29 protein-coding genes, 1 riboswitch and 1 other annotated feature are annotated in these 23,297 nt (G+C 53.4%); of the genes, 22 read left to right on the forward strand and 7 right to left on the reverse strand.

All coding sequences use genetic code 11. The features are described from left to right. Window positions 1–36: 36 nt before the first annotated feature. Window positions 37–303, forward strand: a binding site (T-box leader). 92 nt (window positions 304–395) lie between these two features. The 4 genes from ilvA to ACFSO0_RS04145 all read left to right on the forward strand — a co-directional run bounded on the left by ilvA (window position 396) and on the right by ACFSO0_RS04145 (window position 2,800). Continuing rightward, window positions 396–1,652, forward strand: coding sequence for a threonine ammonia-lyase IlvA (ilvA, locus tag ACFSO0_RS04130; RefSeq protein ID WP_376876725.1), 1,257 nt, complete (start codon window positions 396–398; stop codon window positions 1,650–1,652). A 182-nt stretch (window positions 1,653–1,834) separates the two neighbouring features. After that, window positions 1,835–1,996 carry a protein YhfH gene (yhfH, locus tag ACFSO0_RS04135; RefSeq protein WP_376876728.1) on the forward strand — a complete coding sequence of 54 codons (162 nt, stop codon included), beginning with the start codon at window positions 1,835–1,837 and terminating at the stop codon, window positions 1,994–1,996. Between the two features lie 30 nt (window positions 1,997–2,026). Beyond that, window positions 2,027–2,191, forward strand: a complete 165-nt coding sequence (locus tag ACFSO0_RS04140; protein WP_376876731.1) for a hypothetical protein — start codon at window positions 2,027–2,029, stop codon at window positions 2,189–2,191. A gap of 84 nt (window positions 2,192–2,275) precedes the next feature. Next, on the forward strand, window positions 2,276–2,800 hold the full coding sequence (locus ACFSO0_RS04145; protein ID WP_376876734.1) for an ankyrin repeat domain-containing protein: 525 nt from the start codon (window positions 2,276–2,278) through the stop codon (window positions 2,798–2,800). Between the two features lie 181 nt (window positions 2,801–2,981). On the opposite strand, the gene ACFSO0_RS04150 is transcribed toward ACFSO0_RS04145, so the two are convergent. Next, window positions 2,982–3,290: a hypothetical protein gene (locus ACFSO0_RS04150; RefSeq protein WP_376876737.1), complete on the reverse strand. Its 309-nt coding sequence runs from the start codon at window positions 3,288–3,290 to the stop codon at window positions 2,982–2,984. Window positions 3,291–3,447: 157 nt separating this feature from the next. Between ACFSO0_RS04150 and ACFSO0_RS04155 the strand changes: the two genes are divergently transcribed. The 3 genes from ACFSO0_RS04155 (at window position 3,448) to ACFSO0_RS04165 (ending at window position 6,145) form a co-directional block, all read left to right on the forward strand. Then, the gene (locus ACFSO0_RS04155; protein ID WP_376876740.1) at window positions 3,448–4,014 is read left to right on the forward strand and encodes a hypothetical protein; all 567 of its coding nucleotides are present in this window, start codon (window positions 3,448–3,450) and stop codon (window positions 4,012–4,014) included. A gap of 92 nt (window positions 4,015–4,106) precedes the next feature. Then, complete coding sequence (locus tag ACFSO0_RS04160) at window positions 4,107–4,670, forward strand: biotin transporter BioY (RefSeq protein WP_376876742.1); 564 nt, start codon at window positions 4,107–4,109, stop codon at window positions 4,668–4,670. A 131-nt stretch (window positions 4,671–4,801) separates the two neighbouring features. Then, window positions 4,802–6,145, forward strand: a complete 1,344-nt coding sequence (locus ACFSO0_RS04165) for a cytochrome P450 (protein WP_376876745.1) — start codon at window positions 4,802–4,804, stop codon at window positions 6,143–6,145. Between the two features lie 174 nt (window positions 6,146–6,319). Here the strand turns inward: ACFSO0_RS04165 and ACFSO0_RS04170 are convergent, their stop codons facing one another. The 3 genes from ACFSO0_RS04170 to ACFSO0_RS04180 form a co-directional block, all read right to left on the reverse strand. Continuing rightward, window positions 6,320–7,702, reverse strand: coding sequence for a sensor histidine kinase (locus ACFSO0_RS04170; protein WP_376876748.1), 1,383 nt, complete (start codon window positions 7,700–7,702; stop codon window positions 6,320–6,322). Then, window positions 7,703–8,425, reverse strand: coding sequence for a response regulator transcription factor (locus ACFSO0_RS04175; RefSeq protein WP_376876751.1), 723 nt, complete (start codon window positions 8,423–8,425; stop codon window positions 7,703–7,705). A gap of 220 nt (window positions 8,426–8,645) precedes the next feature. After that, entirely contained in the window at window positions 8,646–9,167 is a 522-nt protein-coding gene (locus ACFSO0_RS04180) for a C40 family peptidase (protein WP_376876754.1), read from the reverse strand. A 4-nt stretch (window positions 9,168–9,171) separates the two neighbouring features. Continuing rightward, window positions 9,172–9,311: riboswitch (cyclic di-AMP (ydaO/yuaA leader) on the reverse strand. Window positions 9,312–9,618: 307 nt separating this feature from the next. Here ACFSO0_RS04180 and ACFSO0_RS04185 point away from each other — a divergent pair. From ACFSO0_RS04185 to prpE, 7 genes are all read left to right on the forward strand, one after another. Beyond that, complete coding sequence (locus ACFSO0_RS04185) at window positions 9,619–10,020, forward strand: LiaF transmembrane domain-containing protein (protein WP_376876757.1); 402 nt, start codon at window positions 9,619–9,621, stop codon at window positions 10,018–10,020. 73 nt (window positions 10,021–10,093) lie between these two features. Continuing rightward, on the forward strand, window positions 10,094–10,789 hold the full coding sequence (locus ACFSO0_RS04190; RefSeq protein ID WP_376876760.1) for a PspA/IM30 family protein: 696 nt from the start codon (window positions 10,094–10,096) through the stop codon (window positions 10,787–10,789). A gap of 91 nt (window positions 10,790–10,880) precedes the next feature. Next, a complete protein-coding gene (locus tag ACFSO0_RS04195) occupies window positions 10,881–11,438 on the forward strand; it encodes a class I SAM-dependent methyltransferase (protein ID WP_376876763.1) in 558 nt (185 codons plus the stop codon). Between the two features lie 35 nt (window positions 11,439–11,473). Then, entirely contained in the window at window positions 11,474–12,271 is a 798-nt protein-coding gene (gene liaF / locus ACFSO0_RS04200) for a cell wall-active antibiotics response protein LiaF (protein ID WP_376876766.1), read from the forward strand. 13 nt (window positions 12,272–12,284) lie between these two features. Then, window positions 12,285–13,433, forward strand: coding sequence for a HAMP domain-containing sensor histidine kinase (locus ACFSO0_RS04205; RefSeq protein ID WP_376876769.1), 1,149 nt, complete (start codon window positions 12,285–12,287; stop codon window positions 13,431–13,433). Window positions 13,434–13,440: 7 nt separating this feature from the next. Further along, window positions 13,441–14,070: a response regulator gene (locus ACFSO0_RS04210; RefSeq protein ID WP_376876772.1), complete on the forward strand. Its 630-nt coding sequence runs from the start codon at window positions 13,441–13,443 to the stop codon at window positions 14,068–14,070. A 97-nt stretch (window positions 14,071–14,167) separates the two neighbouring features. Then, window positions 14,168–14,989, forward strand: a complete 822-nt coding sequence (gene prpE / locus ACFSO0_RS04215) for a bis(5'-nucleosyl)-tetraphosphatase PrpE (protein ID WP_376876775.1) — start codon at window positions 14,168–14,170, stop codon at window positions 14,987–14,989. Here the strand turns inward: prpE and ACFSO0_RS04220 are convergent. Together ACFSO0_RS04220 and ACFSO0_RS04225 are read right to left on the reverse strand one after the other, a co-directional pair. After that, complete coding sequence (locus tag ACFSO0_RS04220; RefSeq protein WP_376876778.1) at window positions 14,974–15,276, reverse strand: hypothetical protein; 303 nt, start codon at window positions 15,274–15,276, stop codon at window positions 14,974–14,976. The genes prpE and ACFSO0_RS04220 overlap by 16 nt on opposite strands. A gap of 16 nt (window positions 15,277–15,292) precedes the next feature. Then, a complete protein-coding gene (locus tag ACFSO0_RS04225) occupies window positions 15,293–16,114 on the reverse strand; it encodes an N-acetylmuramoyl-L-alanine amidase family protein (RefSeq protein WP_376876781.1) in 822 nt (273 codons plus the stop codon). Between the two features lie 153 nt (window positions 16,115–16,267). Between ACFSO0_RS04225 and ACFSO0_RS04230 the strand changes: the two genes are divergently transcribed. Both ACFSO0_RS04230 and ACFSO0_RS04235 read left to right on the forward strand, forming a co-directional pair. Beyond that, complete coding sequence (locus tag ACFSO0_RS04230) at window positions 16,268–16,498, forward strand: YneF family protein (protein ID WP_376876784.1); 231 nt, start codon at window positions 16,268–16,270, stop codon at window positions 16,496–16,498. An 18-nt stretch (window positions 16,499–16,516) separates the two neighbouring features. After that, window positions 16,517–16,702, forward strand: coding sequence for a hypothetical protein (locus ACFSO0_RS04235; protein ID WP_376876787.1), 186 nt, complete (start codon window positions 16,517–16,519; stop codon window positions 16,700–16,702). Window positions 16,703–16,795: 93 nt separating this feature from the next. Here the strand turns inward: ACFSO0_RS04235 and ACFSO0_RS04240 are convergent, their stop codons facing one another. Further along, complete coding sequence (locus ACFSO0_RS04240) at window positions 16,796–17,566, reverse strand: TSUP family transporter (protein ID WP_376876790.1); 771 nt, start codon at window positions 17,564–17,566, stop codon at window positions 16,796–16,798. A gap of 194 nt (window positions 17,567–17,760) precedes the next feature. Between ACFSO0_RS04240 and ACFSO0_RS04245 the strand changes: the two genes are divergently transcribed. The 6 genes from ACFSO0_RS04245 to ACFSO0_RS04270 all read left to right on the forward strand — a co-directional run bounded on the left by ACFSO0_RS04245 (window position 17,761) and on the right by ACFSO0_RS04270 (window position 23,245). Then, a complete protein-coding gene (locus tag ACFSO0_RS04245) occupies window positions 17,761–18,369 on the forward strand; it encodes a superoxide dismutase (RefSeq protein WP_376876793.1) in 609 nt (202 codons plus the stop codon). 218 nt (window positions 18,370–18,587) lie between these two features. Continuing rightward, the gene (locus ACFSO0_RS04250) at window positions 18,588–20,282 is read left to right on the forward strand and encodes a glycerol-3-phosphate dehydrogenase/oxidase (RefSeq protein WP_376876796.1); all 1,695 of its coding nucleotides are present in this window, start codon (window positions 18,588–18,590) and stop codon (window positions 20,280–20,282) included. Between the two features lie 190 nt (window positions 20,283–20,472). Next, a complete protein-coding gene (locus ACFSO0_RS04255) occupies window positions 20,473–21,048 on the forward strand; it encodes a LysE family translocator (protein WP_376876799.1) in 576 nt (191 codons plus the stop codon). A 16-nt stretch (window positions 21,049–21,064) separates the two neighbouring features. Further along, complete coding sequence (locus ACFSO0_RS04260; RefSeq protein WP_376876802.1) at window positions 21,065–21,841, forward strand: AraC family transcriptional regulator; 777 nt, start codon at window positions 21,065–21,067, stop codon at window positions 21,839–21,841. A 63-nt stretch (window positions 21,842–21,904) separates the two neighbouring features. Continuing rightward, window positions 21,905–22,312, forward strand: a complete 408-nt coding sequence (locus ACFSO0_RS04265; RefSeq protein WP_376876805.1) for a DUF2000 family protein — start codon at window positions 21,905–21,907, stop codon at window positions 22,310–22,312. Window positions 22,313–22,447: 135 nt separating this feature from the next. Continuing rightward, complete coding sequence (locus ACFSO0_RS04270) at window positions 22,448–23,245, forward strand: dioxygenase family protein (protein ID WP_376876808.1); 798 nt, start codon at window positions 22,448–22,450, stop codon at window positions 23,243–23,245. Window positions 23,246–23,297 lie beyond the last annotated feature (52 nt).

Consider the following 23,297-nt stretch of genomic DNA (forward strand, 5'->3'; position numbering starts at 1 on the left):
GCCATTTATAATGTGAAAAAATTTGAATAGTCGTTTAACTTTGCGTTGATAAGGAAGAGTAGGTGCAGTGAGCAGCGTACAGAGAGCCGTCCACAAGCTGAAAAGATGGCCGCCAGCCTGCAATCGAAAATCACCTTGGAGCGGTGTCCTGGAAAAGAAGTGGGCGTACTGCCGACTTCCCAGTAGAGGACAACGGATTCGTCCACGTTACCGGACGGGAGTTCCACGTTGAACTTCCATAAGTCTGTTTTTCGTGAGGAAAGCAGAAAAGCTGAGTGGTACCGCGATGCTCTCGCCTCAGCCAGCCGTGCATGAATAGCGCTGCTGGCAGGGCGGGAGCTTTTTTATACAGATGAGAATTTGTCAGATTCTGATAGGAGAGGAGCATCACCGATATGCAAACCATTTCAACTGTCCGAGTAGAAGATATCGTCGTTGCCAACCATGCGCTGAAAGACGTGGTAGAAAAAACGCCTTTGCAAAGGAACAAGGTGCTGTCCGAACGCTATGGCTGCAACGTTTACCTGAAGCGGGAGGATTTGCAGGTCGTCCGGTCGTTTAAAATTCGCGGCGCGTATCATTTCATCCGCAGCCTGTCTGCAACGGAGCGCGCGCGGGGTGTTGTCTGCGCCAGCGCGGGCAACCATGCGCAGGGAGTGGCGTATTCGTGCCAGCAGTTGCAGATTCAGGGCACGATTTTCATGCCGACGACGACGCCGCGGCAAAAGGTGTCCCAGGTCAAGCACTTTGGCGGCTCGTATGTGGAAGTGGTGCTGGTCGGCGACACTTTCGACGATTCGTTTGCGGAAGCGATGAAATACTGCCAGCAGGAAGACCGCACCTTTGTCCACCCGTTCGACGATCCACTGGTGGTGGCGGGTCAGGGTACGGTCGGGCTGGAAATTTTGAACGACATGGAGGAGCCTGCTGATTTCGTCTTCGCAAGCATCGGCGGAGGAGGTCTGGTGGCGGGCATCGGGACGTATGTAAAAGGTGTGAGTCCGGCGACGAAGATCGTTGGGGTGGAGCCGTCCGGTGCGCCGTCGATGAAAGCGGCGCTGGAGCAGGGCGATGTCGTGACGCTGGATGAGATCGACAAGTTCGTGGACGGAGCCGCGGTGAAACAGGTCGGGCGGCTGACCATGAGCATCTGCCGGGACGTGCTGGATGACATCGTGCTCGTGCCGGAAGGAAAGGTGTGCACGACCATTCTGGAGCTGTACAACAGCAGCGCGATCGTCGTAGAGCCTGCCGGAGCCTTGTCGATTGCGGCGCTCGATCTGTACCGCGACCAGATCGCGGGCAAGAACGTGGTGTGTGTCATCAGCGGCGGCAACAACGATATCGACCGGATGCAGGAGATCAAGGAGCGCTCCCTGCTGCACGAAGGGCTGAAGCACTACTTCGTGATCAACTTCCCGCAGCGCGCCGGTGCCTTGCGCGAGTTCATGGAAAAGGTGCTGGGCCCGCATGACGACATCACCCGGTTTGAGTACACGAAAAAGAACAACAAGGAAAACGGACCGGCCCTGGTCGGCATCGAGCTGAAGTGCCAGGACGACTACGGCCCTCTCGTGGCGCGGATGAAGCAGCACAGCATCCGTTACGTGGAGATCACCCATGATCCGTACTTGTTCAACCTGTTGATCTGAGGAATTGTGTTACAACAGATCGAGAAAATGCAAAAATGTATGAATACAGCGAAAATAAGAGCATGCAGCAGAATACCGGAGCGAGAGAAAGCTAGCGGGGCGCAATGTGATATAACAAACTTTTATAAAACAGTTACTGTTATATTACAATACAGTTAATAACACAACAGGGGGTTTTAACGATGACGCCGATCACGACTTTCTTTCGCAACCTGGAAGCAAAATGCTGTGCTGCTTGCGGCCAAATCATTCACGAGCAGGCCGAATCGTATGCGACAGAATGCTCCAATTGCCAGGAGAAAATGAGCTACGATGCTTACAAGCACTACCATCAGAAAAAATAGGGTAGCTGACCATAGATGAGGTGTGCCGTGGTGAAAACCGTTCGGTACGCCTTTTTTGTTTGGGCGGGGGAAAGACGGATGGGCGTTGGTTTGCTCTTCCTCACCAATGGCTTTCGCAAGCAGCAGCCAGAAATTGCTTTTGACAAAATTCTTTCGGAGGACGAAGAGCTGCGAGGCGGAGAGAACATCGCCTGATGGATGGCAAGCCCCTTTGGGTGGAAGGAAATGGAGGCTGCCAGCGCGAATAAAACGAGAAAGACAAACATGCAGGAGGACTCCATGAACATGAAGCAGACCATTCGCGAACTGTTTCAGGCGGCACAAGCAGGGGATGCTCCCAAACTGCAGGAGCTGCTGTCCGCGCAGCCGGCGCTGGCCAATCAGGAAAATGAAGAAGGGCTGACGCCGCTCGGGTACGCTGCCCACTTTGGACGAAAGGAAGCGGTTGAGGTGCTGCTGGACTGCGGGGCAGATGTGCAGGCGCTGTCCCACTCGAAAATTTCGTACATTCCGTCCAATACGGCACTGCATGCGGCGATCGCTGGGGAAGGGGACGTGGAGGTCATCCGGCTGCTGCTGGAGCGAGGGGCCGACCCGAACGCCTTTGACAGCAACGGGCATACTTGCCTGCATGCGGCAGCCTTTCATGACGAGCACATCGAGATCATTCGGCTCTTGCTGGCGCACGGTGCCCATGTCAATGAGCCTGCGCAAAACGAGGGACGGCAAACGCCGCTGGCTCTCGCTGTGGAAAAGGGAAACAGCCGCATCGCCGCGTTTTTGCGGGAGAATGGCGCTGTGTAAGCCCGGGACGAGGGCGGCATCCGCAAGGCAGCAAATGAATGGCAGCATGCCAGGCAGAGAAGGGAAAACGGCGCGCGCCGCCGTTTCTGGCTAGTTTTGGTCGCTGTCGCTGCTACCAAAAGACTGTCAACTTCACGCAAAAGCCGCTGCAGAGCACATCGCAGCGGCTTTTGGCGTTTTCTTACCGGGGCTCGGCCGAGTTGGCCGCGCCTGCCTGTTTTTTGACGTAGTCGATCAGGCCGAGCTGGAAGCCCTCCTGGGTGAGCAGGCGCTGGGCTTCGTATGTGCCAGAGTAGTAGGCGAGGACGTGCGGGTCGTTCTCCAGGACGTGCCTGCAGGCGGCATCCTTGGACAGATCCACATACCAGTGAGCCTGCTTGATCTGCGCGACCAGGTCGTCGTAGGCCGGCTCCGGCTTTTTCCAAGGGTTCAGCTTGTGCAAAATTTCTCCGAAGATCGCGACGACGATCAAAATTCCGATCAGAAACATGGCGGTCACCTCATAGGTTGGTTCCCTCCCATGTTACCACTTGACCGGGCGTCTGTGCCACGGGGAAGTCCGGCCGCTTGCAATAGCCGCGAAAAGCGGGCATTCTAGTGATGGATACGGCGAGACAGGCAAATCATAGAGAAAGAGGAGGGAGAGCATGTTTCATCCCCTTGTATTCGACAACATCCGGGTCGTGCTGGAGGGAGCCGTCTACGACCGCGACTTCGACGGCGCGATCACCATTACGGGGCGTTCCGATGTCATGGACTTGGCGACCTTTCATCGGCTGTTTCAGATCGACTTCCAACTGGCTGACGCACCCGGACGCAAAGAGGTCGTCCGTGCCCAGATACAGCTGCGCACCAGCCTGGCGGATATTGCCGCGGAGCAGCTGGAGCAGCCTTTGACTGAGCAGATTGGCTGCACGATCTGCATACATTTTCACATGCCGATGGCTGCCTCCCGCGAGCTTCCGGAGGATACGCAGGCGATTGCGGCGCTGCTCAACGAGATTTGGGGGCATCGTCCGTACATTACGCAGACGTTGAAGGCGAAGCTGGAGGAAAAGCGGATGGAGTGGCCGCCGCAGCGCGTGGACAACCACATTACTCTCGATTTTTTCCGGAAAATCGACGAAGGCAACATCGAGGACCTGCGGGATTTGCTCGATCATACGGTCCAATCGCTCAGCCAACTGCAAGCCTTTTTGGACAGGAAAATCTAATTTGCGGCAAAGGCATTTACAAATAGCGAGCTGCGTATTATCATTTTGTTAACCTGATTTATATTTTAGTTAACAAAATGGAGGCAGTACACATGAGAAACGAACGATTGAGATGGTTGCTCTTATCCGCAATTTTCGCAGGAATCATGGCTGTTTTGTCCCAGCTGACGATTCCGCTCCCGTTGATTCCGATTACCGGGCAAACGCTGGCGGTAGGGCTGACGGCGACCATTCTGGGCAGCCGTTACGGCACACTGGCGATGATCATTTACACGCTGCTGGGCGCGGTCGGACTGCCAGTCTTTGCCGGGGCGAGCGGCGGCTTGCAAGTTTTGGTCGGCAAAACAGGTGGGTACATCTTTGGCTTTATTTTGACGGTGTACGCTACCGGGCTGATTCTGGAAAAGACCTCTTTTACGTTGAAAAATGCCATTATCGCCAACATCGTCGGCATGCTCATTAACCTTTTGTGCGGTTCCATTCAGCTAAAGTATGTGATGGATATTCCGTGGGACAAAGCGATCGCGTTCGGGGCGACTCCTTTCCTGGTCGTCGGCGTGATCAAGGCGGTGCTGGCATCGCTTATCGGCATCAAAGTGCGGGAGCGCCTGATTGCCAACCGCTTGATTCGCATCGAGGAAACGCTGTCTCGCTAAAGCGGCAGCGGCAAATTGCAGACTTTCATACAGCTTGTTGCCATCTCCAGCCGGAGGTGGCTTTTTTTCGCATAAACTCCTTTTCGCGCCGGATACTATCGGTAGCAGCTCACGAATACAAGGAGGATATGATGCACAAGACCATTTCCGGACCCAAGGGGCTACCGATTTCAGGCAATTTGCTGTCGTTTCGCCGCAATCCGCTGCAATTCATCCAGATGGCGGCCAAGGAGCATGGAGACGTGGTGCTGTTTCGCTTTGGCCCGAAACGAAAAGTGTATTTATTGACAGACCCAGATCAGATCAAGGAAGTGCTCGTCACCAAGCAAGCGAGCTTCCGCAAGGCCAAAGGGCTGCAAGTGGCAAAGGCCGTCGTAGGGGATGGCATCCTGACGAGCGAAGGGAACAAGCATCTTAGGCAACGCAGGCTGATGCAGCCAGCCTTTCACCGGGAGCGCATCGCCGCGTATGGAGACGTCATGGTCCGCCAGGCGGCCAGTCTGATGGCGGATTGGAAGGACGGCGAGGTACGCGACATCCATCAAGACATGATGAAGGTCACACTCGCGATCATCACCGAGACGATGTTCGGCAAAAGCGTGAAGGAAAACGCCGACGAAATCCGGCATGCAATCGACGTGGGGCTTAAATACGTCGCCAACAAGGCGTCGTCGTTCATCGATATTCCGCTGTCTGTACCGACGAGGAACAATCGCCGGTTTCTCGAATCGAACGAGTTGCTGGACAAAGTGATTTACTCCTTGATTGACGAGCGCAGACGGAGCGGCGATACCGGCCGGGGCGACCTTTTGGGCATGCTGCTGGCGGCGCGGGATGAGGACGACGGGACAGGTATGACCGATGAGCAGGTGCGCGACGAGGTCATGACGATCTTCGTGGCCGGACACGAGACGACAGCCAACACGATGTCGTGGATCTTCTATCTTTTGTCCAGGCACACGGAGGCGGAGCAGAAGCTGCACGCTGAACTGGCTGCCGTGCTGGGGGACAGACTGCCGACCGTAGCGGATATTCCGCACCTGACCTACGCCAATCTGATCGTTTCGGAAACGCTGCGGCTGTACCCGGCGGCGTGGATGATCAATCGGGAGGCAATCGAGGAAGTCGAGATCGGGGGGCACACGTACCAGCCGGGTGATACGCTGATGATGAGCCAGTATGCGATGCACCGCGACGAGCGCTTTTACGATGATCCCGAGGCTTTCATGCCCGAGCGGTTTGCCACCGATCTGTTGAAGCGAATCCCGGCTTTTGCCTACTTTCCATTTGGCGGCGGACCGCGCGTATGTATCGGCAACAACTTCGCACTGATGGAGGCGGCCCTGCTGCTGGCGACGATCGCGCAGCGCTTTCGGTTGCGTCTGGCGGAGCCGAACCAGGTAGTTGCGCCGGAGCCGCTCGTGACGCTGCGCCCGAAAAACGGGCTTCCGATGCGGCTGGAGATGCGCAGGTAGACGTACAAGGAGCAATTGCGGGCAAAAAAAAGGGCATCTTTTCACTTGCGGATGCGCCGCACTGTGTCAGATACCGAACTGGGGGTTATTTATCACTGAAAGCAACGTGCTTACAAGTTGTACTATATCAAACAAAAATAAAGAATATGTTAACTGGTCATAAATCAAAATAAACTAGCTGTTGTAGAAGGGGATGGTGAAGGAGAAGCTGCTTCCTATCCCCAATTCACTGTTTACGGTGATTTCGCCGCCGTGGCGGCGGACGATGCTCTGGCAGATCGTCAGGCCGAGGCCCGTCCCGCCGTTATTGCGGTTGCGGGATTTTTCCGCCCGATAAAACTTGGTAAAGACCTTGGGCAGATCTTCCTGGGCAATGCCCTCGCCTTTGTCGATCACGGAAAACAGGACATGTCCTTCCCGCTGGTCGCAGGTGATCAGGATAGAGCCGTTCGGCTTGTTGTAGTGGATGGCGTTGTTGATCAAATTTTCCATGACGCGGCGAAGCTTGGTCTCGTCTGCCTCGATGTGCAGCTCGTTGGAGACGCGCAATTTCCAATGAAAGGACAGCCCGGCTTCCTGAATCCGGGTCAGGTAGTCTTCGATGATGCCCTTCATGAAATTTTTTACGTGTATCCGGCTGATATTGAGCCGCACTTCGATGCTTTGCTGGGTGTAATCCTGCAGTTCGTCCAGCAGATGCTCCAGATCCCGCATCTTCATCTCGATCTTTTTCATTTGCCTCTGGATGCGGGTGAGGTCGGTTACACGGCCGGAGCCGATATAGGACGCATATCCTTTGATGGTTGTCAGCGGCGTGCGGAAATCGTGCGCGATCGCGGCGATCAGCTCGGACTGGCGCTCCTCGGAATAGCGCAGCTCGTCCACCATGTCCCCGAAGTAGCGGAACAGCCGGCCAAATTCGTCATGCGAGCGGTACGTAAAGGACACGAGGCGCTTCCCTTCCTTGATTTCCTGGGTGACGCGCGACAACTCGTTCACCGGGCGCAAAATCCAGCGGACGTACAGCGCCAGCAGCACGAGTCCGACGAGCAGGATGCTTCCGTAAATAAACCAGAGCATCATGGAGACGCCTTTGGTCGCCAGGATGTCGTAATCGTCCGTGTAGAAGTAGATGACCGTTTCCCCTTCACGCGGGGGTTCCTGCTGAAAGTGGTATTCCGCGACGACCTTCAGATCTCCTTGCTGCGAAGAAAGTTTGTTTTGCTGGTTGGGCATCGTCCATTTCAGGTCGAGTGCCTTCGAGTTCTTCGAGTGGATCGTATTGCCGTTTGCATCCTTGACCACCATGCGGTACATGACGTCTTCCGGCAGTTGCTTGTCCAACTCTGTACGCTCGATCGGGTCTTTGAAGCTGCTGGAGCGAAGCAGCTGATTGAGGCGGACCTTGTCAGCGGCCTCCTTTTCATACTGGTACTGCGTATGCCGGTCATTTTTCAGCTGTTCGATGATAATGTCCTGAAAGACAAACTTGAACAACAGGATGTTGAGCGCGAGCAGGCCCAGGAAGGACAGAAACAGTTTGTTGCGCAGGCTCATCTACAGCTTCTCCCCGATGAATACGTAGCCTGTTCCCCATTGTGTCTTGATAAATTGCCGGTTCATCTCCAGCTTTTCCCGCAAGTTTTTGATGTGGACCGTGACGGTGTTGAGGGAGCCGTAGCCATATCCCCAGACGCGGTCGTAAATTTGCTCGCGCGTAAAGACGATGCCCGCGTTTTCCGCCAGGAAGGTGAGCAGTTGGAACTCCTTGGTGGACAAGTCGATTTTTTGGTTGCTGACGTAGACAGAGTAGGTCTCCTTATGAATTTCCAGGTCTTTGAATTTCAATACCGTGATCGGCGAGTTTGCCGAGTCTTTATCCGGCTGTTCTTCCGTATGCTTGCGAATGCGCTCGTAGCGGCGCAGATGGGCGCGAATGCGGGCCAGCAGTTCCTCGGTGTCGAACGGCTTGGTAATATAGTCGTCAGCGCCGATCTCGAAGCCGACGACCTTGTCGACAGCTCTCCCTTTGGCGCTCAAAAAGAGGATCGGCAAATCCCATTCGCGGCGAATCTGCGAGCAGAGCTCGTAGCCGCTCATGTTCGGCATCATGATGTCGAGCAGGATCAGGCTGGGCTTTTTCTCGCCGCTGTTTAGCAGCTCAAGGGCCGCTTCCCCGCTGTCGGCGGACGAAACCTCAAAACCTTCATTTTCCAAAATATCTTCAAGCATTTCGATAATCTCCAGGTTGTCATCCACAATCAGTATATGCTCTTTCACGGAAAACTCCCCCCACTTGCTTCTATAATAATATAAGAAAATAACCGTTCGTGAATAAGCGATCAAAAAAATTTAATAACTCTATCATAACATGCCGATTGCAAGTGAAGGCAACCTATTACTGGTGGTTTGAAATAAGGTCACATACTGACACCTGGTCCTAAATTTCGTCAGAAAAAGCCAGAGACACGAAGTCCCTGGCTCTTGTTTTGCCGAATGACTACTTTTTTGCTTGATTTTCCGGCAGCGACGCAGCTTGCACCGCGTTTTCCTTCTTCGGAGCAGCGGCTTCCAGAACAGGTACGTTCAGACGCTTGGCGCCAACGTAACGCTTGCTCCAGTAGTAGGGGTCGTTCAATTTGGTGTTGACGACTCCACGCCCTGACTCCGAGTGCACGAATGTGCCATTTCCGATGTAGATGCCCACATGCGAGATGCTTTGACCGTTCGTTTGGAAAAATACCAGATCGCCTGGCTGCAGGTCAGCTTTGGCGACAGGCGTTCCCAAATTGAATTGGGCGGCCGAGTTGTGTGGCAGGTCTACACCCAACGCATCAAATACGTAGCGCGTAAATCCGGAGCAGTCAAAGCCCTTTTTTGATGTGCCGGATGCTTTGTAAGGGACGCCGTACAGGTCGCTGACGACATCTGTCAAAGGAGTGGACTCCTCGGCAGCTTGTACAGCGCCTGCTCCCATTGCAAGCAATCCAGCGATAAACAGAGAAACGAACAACTTGCGCAAAAGAAACTGCTCCTTTCAGAAGCCTACGAGGTTAGCTGAAGGGTTCGGTCGAAAGGACTCCCTAGTCTGCCGCAAAAGACAGCCATTCACCCCAAAAACGTGGTTCCCCCGTTTCCGACAAGCGGAACTCGGCTATTTTCGATGTTTTTTTACACGCACCTTATCGAAGTTCTCTATTTGACTGGCTTTTCCTTTTTTTGAAGTGTTTGTTCACGATTTTGTCACAAAATTTTGTCTGATCTTGTAACGAAATGGTTCGGCAAAGCAGGGAAACGGCTGTGAGAAAAAGGGGGAAGCAGGCTCGTCCGATTGCGGCAGGAAGCGCCATCCGTCCAAGGACGGAGACAAAAACCAACCGCCCGCCCGTTATGGGGAGGTTGGCTGCGAGGCTACAATAAGGCCATAAGGTTCACATTTGCACCAGCAAAGGGCGATTGGAGGGAAGCAAGGAATGAGCGAACGGTCTGGAAAGTTTCTGCTCGGGCTGGTTCTGCTGCTCATTGGCGGATTGGTTTTGCTCGACCAATTCGGTATCGACAGCGGTGACATTTTGCGACTGCTGATTCCCGGCGTGCTCATGCTGTACGGAGCGCGCAAAATTTTGGGTCACGGCTCCCGCTTCTGGGGAGTGATCGTCTTCCTCTTGGGTTTCTTGCTGCTGTCTGGAAAGCTGCATCTGCTGTTCCACAGCATCGTGGCGATCGGCGTGATCTACCTGGGGTACCGCCTCATTCGACAGAAGCCGACACCGCCACAGGGACCATCCGAGTGGGAGAGCCGGTGGGCGAAGCGCATGTTGAAGGAAGACGACCTCGATCTTTGGGAAAGAGCAGTGACGCGAAATCGGCAGTAATTGCAATTGGTTTTTCAGGCATTGGATTTTGGATGAGGAAAAATGATGTGATATGATGAGGAGGAAAAAGAACATGAGTATCTTTAGACGTTTGCGTGACCTGACTGTAGCTTCGGTGAACGATGCATTGGATTCGATGGAAGACCCGGTCGTCATGCTCAACCAGTACATGCGTGACATGGAAGTGGAAATCGGGCAGGTCGAAGTGGCAGTCGCCCGTCAGGTAGCGCTGGAGAAAAAATTCCGTCAGCAGTGGGAGGAAGCGACCGCACTCGTCGAAAAACGCGATCGCCAGGTGAAGCTCGCCCTGACGGAAGGCGAAGACGAATTGGCGCGTCGTGCGCTCGCAGACAAAAAGCAGTACGAAAGCCGCGCCCAGGAATATGAGACGCTCTACTTGACCGCTGCGGAGGCTGCCGGCCAAATGCGTGAAAAACTGGCCGAGCTAAAAGAGGAATTTTATAAGATGCGAGCGAAAAAATTTACTCTGATGGCACGAGCACAAGTAGCTCGTACGCAAAAACAGGTGAACCAGGCAGTGGCAGGGATAGGCAACCAGACAGCCGGTCGGGGATTTGCCCGCATGGAAGAAAAAGTCATGCGCATGGAAGCAGAAGCGCAAATGAGCGGACAATGGCGGCAAACGAGCTTTGGCCTGGACAACGCCTTGTCTGATCTGGAAAAAGACGATCTCGATGCCGAACTGGCAAAGATCAAGGCAGCGATGCAAGAGAAAAAAACAACGGTGACACCAGCAGATCCATCCTGAACGGACAGGAACTAGGGCACCGGATGTAGAATAGATTGTGGCAATCGGCAGCCTGACCTTCAGGCTGCTTTTCCCCTAGGAGGTCCTATTCTTGGCAGATTTTTTGGTCTTTTTGCGACGGTTTATTGCTGATCCCGGACGTGTCGGCAGTATTGCTCCCAGCTCCCGTTTTTTGTGTGAGCGCATGTTGAGCCGAGTCAACTGGGATGAGGCAGATGTCATCATAGAACTGGGACCGGGGACAGGTGCATTTACGCAAACGATCTATCAAAACATACTTCCACATACGCATTACGTGCTCGTGGAGCGCGATGCCCAATTTCGGACCATGCTGCAGTCCCGTTTTCCCGAAGCTGTGATTCGGGAAGAAGCGACCATGCTACGCCGCTACCTGGAGGAGTTGAAGATTGGCGAGGCAGACGTCATTATTTCGGGTCTTCCTTTTGCCAACTTCCCGGAAGGTCTGCGGACAGCCATCCTGGATGAAGTTCAATCTGTGCTGGCTCCTGGCGGGCTATTCATCACTTTTCAATATTCGCTACAACTCCAGGCTGAGCTACAGGAGCGTTTTCAGTGGGTTGAAACGAGTTTTACCCTGCTGAACATTCCTCCTGCATTCATTTATACATGTCGTAACGGACAGAAGTGAAAACGTCGGCATGGGGCGTAAGAGAGGAGTCTTTCGTGAAGCTGTCCCGCGTGCACAAAATGTTGGCTGGTGTCCTGATCATCTTGACGGGAATTGGTCTACTTTTAGACAGTTTGCATATTATTTCGTTCGGTTTGTTTGATCTGTGGCCGATGGCGCTGGTCTACTTCGGCTTACGACTCTGGGGCCAGCAGAAACGAGTCGGCGGCGGCATCCTGATTTGCCTGGGTATTATCATTGCCCTGGAAATATGGTTTGGCATCGGGTTCCACGAACTGTTCCATGTGGCGATCCCGGCCTTGTTCATTTACTTTGGCTTCCGGCTGATACGGGGAAAATCGCGGGAGCGGGAGGCGCACCCGGGCAGAGTCACCTATGTGGAGCAGGCTCCCGAGAGCAAGTGGACAGATGGCGCTGCAAGGAGTGACGATCCTGTATTTACCATTCGCGGGAAGGCGTTGCCCAAAGACTCCCGCAGTTCGCTGATCGGGGACTTCCACCTGACTTCCGGGCGCTTCGAGCTAGGCTATCTGCATGTATGGCACGGCATCGGGAACGTGGTGGTCGACCTGTCGCGCGCAATGCTGGTGCAGGAGGAGGCGCTGCTTAGTGTCGAGGGGTGGATCGGTGACGTCACGATCTACGTGCCGGTCGATCTGCCTGTGGCTGTACTGGCGGAGTTGTCAGTCGGCGACCTGGAAGTGTTCAGCAACCGCCAGGGCGGGATCAGCCGCAGCATCATGATTCGCTCAGAGCATTACGATCAGGCGGTGCAAAAAGTGAAATTGCATATCTCGCTGCTCGTCGGCGATATAAAAGTCAAGTACATCTAGGAGGTACTGGCGAATGCGTCGACAGCGATTGGCGAGTATTCAATGGAAAAGTGTCCGGTATGGCATGGGGTTGTCCCTGGCTACGGTCACAGTCGCGTTTCTCTGCTTTTTCTGGCTTCAGGCGGTATGGAAAGACGATGCCGGTCTGCACCTCTGGTATTCCGGACTGATTCGCGATTCGCAAGTCAATCTGTGGACGATGCAGTATTTGGGAATCCAGCTGCCGCAAGATCCGGAATGGGTCGTCCAACTGGCGGCGGTCGTGGTCTCCCTCCCTGTCGGAGCGTTGGTCGGCCTGATCTCCTCGTATATATTCGGGAATTTGTTGAAAAAACGGGTCATCGTGCTGTGGGAAGCCGCGATGAAGCTGGGGCGGGGGATGCTGTCCTACCGCGTGCCCGAACTGGGCTACGATGAGATCGGGGAGCTCGGCTGGCAGTTGAACCGGTTGGCTTCGCAGTGGGAGGAGCAGGTCGCCTCTTTGCAACGCCTGTCCAATCACAACGCGGCACTGGCAGACCAGCTTCGGCAGGCTGCGGTGACGGAGGAGCGGCAGCGTCTGGCGAGGGAACTGCACGACGCCGTCAGCCAGCAGTTGTTTGCGATCGCGATGACGACGGCAGCCTTGAAGCGGCTGGTCGAAAAAAATCCGCAGCGGGCTGCCCAGCAGATCGAGCTGGTGGAGGAAATGGCGGCGGCCGCCCAGGCGGAGATGCGCGCGCTCTTGCTGCATCTTCGTCCGGCTACGTTGCAAAACAAGACGCTAAAGGATGCGATCCTGGAGCTGCTGGATGAGCTGACGCGCAAAAATGCGCTCGAAATCACGGGGGAGATCGAATCAGTAGAGGGCTTGCCCAGCGGCATCGAGGACCACCTGTTCCGCATTTTGCAGGAATCGCTCTCCAATACGCTCCGACATGCCCGTGCGAGCCGCATTGCGGTCAAGCTGTTTACGCTGCAGGATCAGGTGCGCCTGCGGGTCACGGATGATGGCGTGGGCTTCGACCCCGACGGGGAAAAGCTGACGTCGTATGGCCTGCGCAGTATGCAGGAGCGGGTAGCAGAGGTGGGTGGATCGATGGAGATCTACTCGGCGCAAGGAAAGGGGACGCAAATCGAAGTGCGGATTCCCCTGATGCCACAGACGGATAGGGAAGGGTGAGAGGTCCGTGATTCGCGTATTACTGGTAGACGATCACGAGATGGTACGGATGGGATTGGCGGCGTATTTGTCCACGGAGGACGACATCGAGGTCGTGGCGGAAGCGAGCAGCGGCGAAGAAGGCGTGCGCCTGGCGGTAGAGCTGCGTCCCGACGTCGTGCTGATGGATCTGGTCATGGAAGGAATCGGCGGCGTGGAAGCGACCAGAAGAATCCGGGATACTTGTCCTTCCAGCAAGGTCATCGTGCTGACCAGCTTTATCGATGACGAAAAGGTGTATCCGGTGATTGAGGCAGGGGCGTTCAGTTACTTGCTGAAAACGTCCCGGGCTGCGGAAATCGCGAGGGCGATCCGCTCCGCCGCAGCTGGCGAGCCGGTACTGGAATCGCGAGTGGCAGGGAAGATCATGGCACGCTTCCGCCATGGACAAGAATCGTTGCCGCACGAGCAGCTGACTCCGCGTGAGCTGGAGGTGCTGAAGCTGATCGGGAAAGGCAAGTCCAACCAGGAAATTGCCGACGAGCTGATCATCGGCATCAAAACCGTGAAGACGCACGTCAGCAACATTTTAGCCAAGCTCAATGTCGAAGACCGCACACAGGCGGCGATCTACGTCCATACGAACAACCTTGGATAAACGGCAGAAATCGCTCATCCCGCGATAAGGGGATGAGTTTTTTTCGTTTATGTGGTAAAGATAGTAAGTAATAGATTTGGAAAGGAGGGGACGGGCTATGAGGCACAAACCTCAAACGCGCTCCAAGGTGCTTTCGGCTGACAACGGCGTCGACATCGTCGGCGATGTGCACGGCTGTTACGACGAATTTATCGAATTGCTGCAGCGGCTGGGCTACGAGCGAAGTCAGGACGGTACATTTCGCCATCCCCAGGGCAGAAAGCTCCTTTCCCTCGGTGACATTACGAGCAGAGGTCCCCATTCTATCAAAATGCTGCAATTTTTTATTCAGCACCTCTCTACCGGGCTGGCGGAAATGGTGGACAGCAACCACGGGTGGAAGGTCGCCCGTTGGCTGGACGGCCGCCCGGTGACACTCGCTCATGGCGACGAAAAAGTAGAGGAAGAATTTCGCGCCTACCAGCAGGAGTTCGGCCCCAAAAAGGCTTCCCTGCTGCGGGAGCAAAGCCGCAGACTGCTTTTCTCATCCCCCTCCCACATGATGGTCAAACGCAACGGCAAGCTCGTCCTCGTCGCCGTTCATGCAGGAATCCGGGATGATTACATAGGGATGGAATCGCCGGCCGTGTACACGTTTTGCCGCTACGGCGATGTGGCCGGTACCGGACCGGATGGCCGTCCGATCCGAAGAGACTGGGCCAGGGAGCGAAAGGAGCGGCAGCCGTTGATCGTCTGGGGGCACGACCCTCGGCCGGAGCCGGAAAGAAAAAACGGCACGCTTAACATCGACCAGGGATGCGTGTTTGGCGGCAAGCTGACCGCCTACCGCTACCCGGAGGACGAACTCGTGAGTGTGCCGGCAAAGAAAAACTATTCGGGTTTGGCAGATACGCCGCTGACGCGCTATACCGCGGATTGAGAGTCCTGCTTGTTCTTTTGGTCTGAACCCGATCCTGTCCAGTGCTCGATCGTGTTTTTCGTCGACGAATGAATCCCGACGCTGGCGAGTCCTGCGGTGACGCCTTCCATCAAGGCGGTCTTCCAGTCGAAGCTCGGGGCGTACAGCCACTGGTTTACCATGTACAGTCCGACGATCAAGACCACTGCTACCCAGCTGCGCAGCTTTTTGGGGATGCGAAGAAAATCGGACAGGGTAGCGGTGGCCGCCAGGGCAAAGGCAATAATCAAGCCCAGGTCAAATCCCATAGGGCCCCATCTCCCATCAAGGTTTTAATTTTTCGTACAATCGCTTCAAGATCACGGCTTCTGCCCAGAGCGGGAGCGGCTTGTCAGCCTGGCTGCGCCAGTCTTCGTTGGTCAAGAGTCCTGCGGCGAACATCCAGTCGATCGCTTCCTGCTTCCAGTCAGGTACGCTGCTTCCTCCTCCGGTGCCTGGGCTATTGTTGCCAGGCGGATTGTTGCCGCCACCGGCATTCCCGCCTCCACCGCTGTTGCCGCCTCCACCTGTCTTTGGCGGAGCGGTTTTCGGCGGCTGATAGGCCAGGTCCGCATATTCGCAAAACGCCCGAATGACCGCTTCCGCAAGGCTTTGCCAGTCTTTGGCGAGCTTATCCGCATCCAGCGGATTGTCGGCAAATCCGTACTCGATAATGACCGTCTCCACACTGCCCGTATCGCGATTCATGTAGTAATAGTCCTGCTTCGGATTGTTGGGGAGCGTACGGGTGTAGACGCGGCGGTTCGGCATTCCCGCAGCTTCCAGTTCATTGGCGATCAGGCGCGGCAACGCTGCAGAGCCGTAGATCGAATAGATTACCTCGGAGCCGCGTCCCCCGCCCGCATTGATGTGGTTGCAAATGCAGTATTTCGCCCCGCTGTTGCGGACGAGAGCAGCTCGTTCTTCGCTCTGCAGCGTAACGTCAGAGGAGCGCGTCAATGCGACGGGTATTTGCAGTTCCTGGAATCGACGGTATTGGTAGAGGGATATGTTCAAGGTCATCGCTTTTTCTGTAAACTGCGGGCTGTTTCCCCCGCCCGGGTCGACGCCGCCATGTCCGGCGTCTATCACGATGATCGGAGCCATGTTTTCATCACCTCTTGTCATCAGCATATGCGCAGGGATGAAAACATGCCGAGGGCAGTCTCATCATTTTCTCCCGGGCAACAATGTACAGATCGGCCAACTATGGTACAATAAAAGGGTTCGTAATTACGCAAAGAGGATGGTAATGTATTGATGGCTTGGTACAACTGGGTAATCCCGATCGTTACACTTTTGCTTGGCCTGGCAGGCGGTTTTGCCGGGGGCGTCTACTATTTGAAAAAGCAAGTGCAAAACATGCAAATGGATGAAAAGCAGCTGCAAGCCATGGCTCGTTCGATGGGCATGAATCTGAACCAGAAACAACTGAAGCAGATGAGCCGCACCATGAAAAATATGAAAATGCCAAATAAATTCGGGAAATAAAAGGCGGAGGGATGTCTCATGGGTCCGACCCGTCTGCGTTACACGATGATCGGGTTTATTCTCGGCGTGTTCATCGTGTATTTGAAAGAGTTGCCGCTGGGCGAAGGTACCCGTTTCGCAGCCCCGTTTTACGGAGCGGGCATCGGCCTTTTGATCGACGGCATCATTTTGCGAGTGAAGCAGCGAAAAGGCAAGGAAGAGTAAAGGGAAGCTTGGCGCAGGCCGGGCTTTTTTTCATGCCAAAAGGCGTCCAGCCTGCAATCGCCGGACGCCTCTTTTCTGTTTGCCGCACCCAAGTCAGGAAGAAAAAATCAACTCGTACACCATCTTGGTAATGAGCGTGATGGAAACGATCAAAAAGAGCGGCCGCACGTAGCGCACGCCGGTTTTGATCGCCATGCGCGCGCCCAGCGAGGCACCGAGCAGCATGGCTACCCCCATGACCAGCCCGGTCACGAAAATCACCTTGCCTTCGAGGATGAATACCGTGAGCGCGGCGATGTTGCTCGCCAGATTGAGGATGCGTCCGTTGCCGGCAGCGATCACGAAATCGTAGCCGAACAAGAGAACCATCACAAAAACGAAAAAGGAACCGGTGCCTGGTCCGAAGAATCCGTCGTAAAAACCGATCAAAAACGTCAGCGGGATGCCCAGCCCAAGGGTGAAGCTGGTGTAGCCCTTGAAGTTGGACATTTCGCCGAATCGCTTGTTAAACAGCGTATAGACGAAAATAAGCGCCATCATGATGATGACGAGAACTTTCAACAGTTCCTGGGGGACGAACAGCACCGTCTTGGCCCCGAAGCAGGCGCCGATCAGCGAGACCGGAAAGAGGATGAGCATCAGTTTTTTGTCGAACTTCCCGCTGCGGATAAACGTGACAGAGCTCGTAGCCGACGAGATCGTGCCTGCCAGCTTGTTCGTGCCGAGTGCGAGGTAAGGGGGCATCCCCAGACCGAGCAGCGCAGGAAGGGAAATCAGGCCGCCGCCGCCCACGGTGCTGTCGATGAAGGCGGCTACAAAGCCAAAGAGTGCGAGAAACAGTATGGTCGTTACATCCATGTCCACGTCAATCACCTGATTTTCTATGTTTGTAATACTCCAAGTCTAGCACGGACGAAATGGTTTGCAAGATGGAAAACTATGAAACAAAAAATAATAGATTACGATACTTAGCATACCGATTTGTTGTAAAAGTGGACGCGATGCATTATAATAAAGGCGAAGATTGACCCATACATATTTCGAGGAGGAGTGTTACAATGGCACATCAACTTCCTGCATTGCCTTACGCGCACAATGCCCTGGAACCGCATATCGATGCTCAAACAATGGAAATTCACCATGGACGCCACCACGCAACCTACGTGAACAACCTGAACGCCGCTCTCGAAGGCCACGCTGACCTGCAAGGCAAATCCGTCGAAGAGCTGATCAGCAACCTCGACGCTCTGCCAGAAGCGATCCGCACGGCAGTTCGCAACAACGGCGGCGGACATGCGAACCACACCCTGTTCTGGGAAATCCTCAGCCCGAACGGCGGCGGCGCACCAACTGGCGAACTGGCTGATGCGATCAACGCAGCTTTCGGCAGCTTCGACAACTTCAAAGCAGAATTCGCAAAAGCAGCAACCGGCCGTTTCGGTTCCGGCTGGGCTTGGCTGGTAGCAGATGGCGGCAAAGTAGCGATCACTTCCACGCCAAACCAGGACAGCCCGCTCATGGAAGGCAAAACGCCAATCCTCGGACTGGACGTTTGGGAGCATGCTTACTACCTGAAATACCAAAACAAACGCCCTGACTACATCAACGCGTTCTGGAACGTTGTAAACTGGGATGAAGTAAGCAAACGCTTCGCTGCTGCGAAGTAATTGCGGTTCATCGGCAAAAGCAAAGGCTTGTCGCATTCGTGCGGCAAGCCTTTTTATACAACCGGGAAGGGACGAGAGGGCAGAGAACAGGCCCCCCTTTGGAGAAACTGCAGTTTGACGCAATCAGGTTGCTTTTTTCCATCGGGGGTTTTTCTTTTGTGCACAGCAAGAAAGGATGAGTTGGGTTCAGCGTATGCTGGAGGGGAGGGAGAGCGGAGATGGACACAAATTTTTCAGCGAATAACCGGGTTGCAGTTCTCGCCGGGATGGCAGAGAGGGAATTGGACCTGCTTGTAATCGGTGGAGGGATTACCGGAGCGGGAATTGCTCTGGATGCATGCCAGCGCGGCATTCGCGTCGGGCTGGTGGAAAAAAGCGACTTTGGCTTTGGCACCAGCAGCCGTTCCACGAAGCTGATTCACGGCGGGCTGCGCTATCTGAAGCAGGGGGATGTAAAGCTCGTGCGGGAGGTAGGCCGCGAGCGGGCGATCCTGTACAAAAACGCGCCGCATCTGGTCATCGCGGCACCGATGCTGCTCCCTGTATACAAAGGGGGCACGTACGGGTATCTGGCGGCTTCGGTCGGCCTCTACATCTACGACTGGCTGGCAGGGGTAGAGCGCAAGGAACGGCGCAAGATGCTCAGCCGGGAAGAGACGCTGCGCCTCGAGCCGCTGTTGAAAAAAGAAGGCTTGAAGGGGGCAGGCTATTACTACGAGTATCGGACCGACGACGCGAGGCTTACGCTGGACATCATGAAGACGGCCTGGAGCAAGGGAGCGAGCGTCGTCAACTACGCGCAGATGATCGAATTTCTGTACCGGGACGAGAAGGCAGTGGGCGTCAAGGTAACAGATCGCCTGTCCGGCAAGACGTACGACATCTACGCGAAAAAAATCGTCAATGCAACGGGCCCGTGGGTGGACGGGGTGCGCGAGCTGGACAAATCGCTCAAAGGAAAGCGCCTTTATTTGACGAAAGGCGTCCATCTGGTCGTGGAAAAAGAGAAGCTGCCTGTGGCGCAAGCGACGTACTTTGATACCCCGGACGGCCGCATGGTGTTTGTCATTCCCCGGGGCAGCATCACGTATATCGGGACGACCGACACCAGCTACAAGCTGGACATCGACCAGCCGCGGACGACAAAAGAAGACCGCGATTACCTGCTGCGAGCCGTAATTGCGATGTTCCCGGACGCACAGCTGGAAGCAAAGGACGTCGTCTCGCATTGGGCCGGGCTGCGCCCGCTCATTTACGAGGAAGGCAAAGGACCGTCCGAACTGTCCCGCAAGGACGAGATCTTTCTCTCCGAATCCGGTCTGATTAGCATCGCGGGCGGAAAGCTGACGGGCTATCGCAAAATGGCGGAGAAAGTGGTGGATCTGGTGGCGGCCGACCTGTCAAAGGAGCAGGGACGCCGGTTTGACGCATGCCGCACGGAACAGACCGTCATCAGCGGGGGGGAGCGGATGGGCCACGACAGCTATGCGGATTGCAGGCAGCAGCTTTTGCGCATGGGCGCAGCCAAAGGAGTCGATTCTGAGACGGCGAAGGAATGGATCGACACATACGGTACGAATACAGTGAAGATTTACAACCGTCTGGGAGCCGTCCGGGAAAAAGGGCAAAAGCTGGGGGAAGAACAGCTGCTCCAGGCGCAGTTGTCGTATGCTATCGAAGAGGAGATGACAGTGACAGCAGTCGATTTCCTGCGACTGCGCACCAGCTGGACCTATTTTCAGGTGAAGAAGGCAAAGGACAGGGCCGACGCGGTTATCCGCCTGATGGGGGCCAGGCTGGGCTGGAGTGACGCGCAGCGGGAGCGAGAGAGGTTAGCGGTCGACCAACTGCTGGAGACGCTCTGCCGCCTTCCTGAAAACGAGCAGGAGCTCGCAGGGGCAAAAGAATTGTGAGCATCGCGCAAAGTAGAGCAGGCAAAGCGGAGAAAAAGTGTCCGGTTCGCATCCGGTTCTCTTCCTCCGCTTTTTTTCTGCACGAAAATTTGCAGAGTGAACGGTATAGAAGCATCCTGCAATAATATACTATATCCCGTTTCAAATTAAGGTGTAAATTACATGAGAATACTTGAAAGGAGTTTTTCTCATGAATATTACATCTTTGTTGATATATTGTATTATTGTTACTTTTACACCAGGACCTACTAACATCGTTATATTATCCACCGTGAATAATTTTGGTACAAAAAAAGCAATGGAATACACCTATGGAGCAACAATTGCTTTTGGGGTATTACTTGCAGTTTCTGCCATGTTAAATACCATGCTGATTACGCTCATACCTAAAATCTTAATGATTATGCAGATCATCGGAACCATTTATATGTTCTACCTCGCTTATCAAATTTACAAAATGGATACATCAGGACCGACTGTAAACCAAACGGGCACCTTTATATCAGGCTTTCTTATGCAATTCTTAAATCCAAAAGTGGTCCTTTTTACAATGACTGTATTTCCCAGCTATGTTATGCCGTACTATAGCGCAATGCCTGCGGTGACACTAAGTGTGATAGCGATAACGCTAATTGGATTTTTAGCATTTGTTACGTGGGTTCTTTTTGGTACAATATTCAAACACTTTTTACAGAAACGTAAAAAGACTGTTAATGTAATGATGGCATTATTTTTAGCTTTTGCTGCAATCATGATTTGGATGTAGGGAAGAGGTGAGTGGGATGAGCAAATTTATCTATAAAAAGTCGGCGGGTATTACCGCGCTGTCAGCAAGTATTACTACTTTTGCGTATAAAAAACACTGTCACGAGGAGTATGCAATAGGTGTAACCCTGCGGGGAATTCAACAATATAACTTGGAAGGCAGTTTACAATTATCCTATCAAAATGGTGTTATGCTTTTTAATCCAGAACAGGCACATGACGGAATGGCACATGATGAAACAGGTCTTGATTATGTGATGTTATATATTGACCCGCAATTGTTTTTACAGGTGATCGAGCGAAAGGATATCGTGCGTTTTTCGACTCCTATTGTGTATGATCATAGATTGAAACAAAAAATAGTAAGTCTTTCTCATGCAATCCTAACCGAAAAAGACGAGGCTTTGTGCAGTGAATTACTTTTGTCTCTCACAGATAGCCTTATTCAAACGGAACTTTCTACAAATAATAAGAAGGATGCCCCTCTAATTAGAAAAGCAAAGGATATGCTTCATTCCAACCTAGACAAGGTACTGAAACTTGACGAGATTTGTGAAGAACTTCGGTTATCAAAATTTCAGTTTATCAGATTCTTCAAAGCCCATACTGGAATTTCACCATATCAATACTTCCTTAATTGCAAGATAGAACGGGCAAAACAGTTAATCGAAAAAAATAGGGATATTTATTCAGCAGTAACTGAATGTGGTTTTGTTGATTTAACTCATCTAAATAAACATTTCAAAAGTGTATATGGAACGACAGCATTTGAATATTTATCATGTTTAAACTGAAGGGATCTTACTACTTCGTTTACAATTTGAAAATTGGGTTATAAAGAAAGGTGTAGAGTAATTATGGAATTCGATACCAAAATTAAAATTGTTTTAAGGGAAGACCTTGAGATGTGGCAAAAATTAAACGTAACGGCATTCCTCATGAGTGGAATTGCGGGAACTCAAGATATTATTGGACAACCCTATTTGGATAAGGATCATGTTCAATATTTACCCATGTCACAGCAACCCATTATCATTCATTCTTCTACTGGCGAACGAATGAATGAGCTATTAGAAAAAGCTCTAACAAAAGACGTAGTTATTACCATATATACCGAAGAATTGTTTCATACTTATAATGACGAGGACAATCGTGCGATGGTCGCGAAATTCAAAACAAATGAACTAAATCTTGTTGGAATAGGTTTAAGAGGCAAGAAAAATCAAGTAGATAGATTGCTAAAGGGGTTTGATTTGCATAAATAAAGAAGCAGCTGATTGCGTTAAAAGAAATATCAGATTATATAGAATTGTACATCATGATCACTGAACGGCAGAATGAGCTATAATACTTATGAAAAGTAACCAAATAAAAAAACTAAAGACAGGAGTGTCCCGCTCATGATGCCATCCCTGTTTATCGCTCACGGAGCGCCTTTGCTCGCGATCGAGAACAATTCCTATACACAAGCCTTGGGCAATTTGCCGAATCTCTTGCCTCGCCGCCCCCGCGCGATCGTCATGTTCTCCGCGCACTGGGAGTCTTTTGCGCAAGAAGTCGGGGTTATGGAGCAGTTTCCGACCATTCACGACTTCGGCGGATTTCCCCAGGAATTGTATGAAATCCAGTATCCGGCCAAAGGCGATCAGGAAATTGCCGCAGAAGCTCTGGAACTGCTGCAGGCTGCCGGCGTTCCTGCACGGCTGAACCAGTCGCGCGGGCTCGATCACGGCCATTGGGTCGTGCTGTGCAAAGTGTACCCTGATGCGGATGTCCCGGTCGTGTCATTGTCGGTAAATCCGAATTTGACTGTGGAGCAGCAGTACCGAATCGGCAAAGCGCTCAGTCCGCTTCGGGCCAAAGACGTGCTGATCATCGGCAGCGGCGGTACGATCCATAACTTTTCGTACCTGAATATGCGGGAGACCTCGGAGGGAGCGTTTGAATGGGCCTTGCAGTTTGAGGACTGGCTGGAAAAGACACTGACGGACTGGAATGTGACCGATCTGGCGCAGTACCGCTCCCTGGCTCCGCATGCGGAGAAGGCAGTTCCCGCCTATGGCACCGAGCACTTCATTCCGCTCGTGTACGCCATGGGGGCAGCCGATGACGAGCGCGTCGCCACTCGTCTGCACATGAGCTTCCGCTACGGCAGCTTGAGCCATACGATCTGGCAGTTCGGCAAAAACGAAGCGTAATGCTGCGTTGTCACAAAGCTGGAGCGTCCCTCGTCTTGAAGTTGTAAAACCA

This window comes from Brevibacillus sp. GCM10020057 (assembly GCF_042683565.1).
Lineage (GTDB): Bacteria > Bacillota > Bacilli > Brevibacillales > Brevibacillaceae > Brevibacillus.

Excerpts from the sequence above, each read along its gene's own strand:
- ilvA (WP_376876725.1), top strand. The coding sequence starts at position 396 with ATGCAAACCATTTCAACTGTCCGAGTAGAAGATATCGTCGTTGCCAAC.
- yhfH (WP_376876728.1), top strand. The coding sequence starts at position 1,835 with ATGACGCCGATCACGACTTTCTTTCGCAACCTGGAAGCAAAATGCTGT.
- ACFSO0_RS04145 (WP_376876734.1), top strand. The coding sequence starts at position 2,276 with ATGAACATGAAGCAGACCATTCGCGAACTGTTTCAGGCGGCACAAGCA.
- ACFSO0_RS04150 (WP_376876737.1), bottom strand. The coding sequence starts at position 3,290 with ATGTTTCTGATCGGAATTTTGATCGTCGTCGCGATCTTCGGAGAAATT.
- ACFSO0_RS04155 (WP_376876740.1), top strand. The coding sequence starts at position 3,448 with ATGTTTCATCCCCTTGTATTCGACAACATCCGGGTCGTGCTGGAGGGA.
- ACFSO0_RS04160 (WP_376876742.1), top strand. The coding sequence starts at position 4,107 with ATGAGAAACGAACGATTGAGATGGTTGCTCTTATCCGCAATTTTCGCA.
- ACFSO0_RS04165 (WP_376876745.1), top strand. The coding sequence starts at position 4,802 with ATGCACAAGACCATTTCCGGACCCAAGGGGCTACCGATTTCAGGCAAT.
- ACFSO0_RS04170 (WP_376876748.1), bottom strand. The coding sequence starts at position 7,702 with ATGAGCCTGCGCAACAAACTGTTTCTGTCCTTCCTGGGCCTGCTCGCG.
- ACFSO0_RS04185 (WP_376876757.1), top strand. The coding sequence starts at position 9,619 with ATGAGCGAACGGTCTGGAAAGTTTCTGCTCGGGCTGGTTCTGCTGCTC.
- ACFSO0_RS04190 (WP_376876760.1), top strand. The coding sequence starts at position 10,094 with ATGAGTATCTTTAGACGTTTGCGTGACCTGACTGTAGCTTCGGTGAAC.
- ACFSO0_RS04205 (WP_376876769.1), top strand. The coding sequence starts at position 12,285 with ATGCGTCGACAGCGATTGGCGAGTATTCAATGGAAAAGTGTCCGGTAT.
- prpE (WP_376876775.1), top strand. The coding sequence starts at position 14,168 with ATGAGGCACAAACCTCAAACGCGCTCCAAGGTGCTTTCGGCTGACAAC.
- ACFSO0_RS04220 (WP_376876778.1), bottom strand. The coding sequence starts at position 15,276 with ATGGGATTTGACCTGGGCTTGATTATTGCCTTTGCCCTGGCGGCCACC.
- ACFSO0_RS04225 (WP_376876781.1), bottom strand. The coding sequence starts at position 16,114 with ATGGCTCCGATCATCGTGATAGACGCCGGACATGGCGGCGTCGACCCG.
- ACFSO0_RS04230 (WP_376876784.1), top strand. The coding sequence starts at position 16,268 with ATGGCTTGGTACAACTGGGTAATCCCGATCGTTACACTTTTGCTTGGC.
- ACFSO0_RS04235 (WP_376876787.1), top strand. The coding sequence starts at position 16,517 with ATGGGTCCGACCCGTCTGCGTTACACGATGATCGGGTTTATTCTCGGC.
- ACFSO0_RS04245 (WP_376876793.1), top strand. The coding sequence starts at position 17,761 with ATGGCACATCAACTTCCTGCATTGCCTTACGCGCACAATGCCCTGGAA.
- ACFSO0_RS04250 (WP_376876796.1), top strand. The coding sequence starts at position 18,588 with ATGGACACAAATTTTTCAGCGAATAACCGGGTTGCAGTTCTCGCCGGG.
- ACFSO0_RS04255 (WP_376876799.1), top strand. The coding sequence starts at position 20,473 with ATGAATATTACATCTTTGTTGATATATTGTATTATTGTTACTTTTACA.
- ACFSO0_RS04260 (WP_376876802.1), top strand. The coding sequence starts at position 21,065 with ATGAGCAAATTTATCTATAAAAAGTCGGCGGGTATTACCGCGCTGTCA.
- ACFSO0_RS04265 (WP_376876805.1), top strand. The coding sequence starts at position 21,905 with ATGGAATTCGATACCAAAATTAAAATTGTTTTAAGGGAAGACCTTGAG.
- ACFSO0_RS04270 (WP_376876808.1), top strand. The coding sequence starts at position 22,448 with ATGATGCCATCCCTGTTTATCGCTCACGGAGCGCCTTTGCTCGCGATC.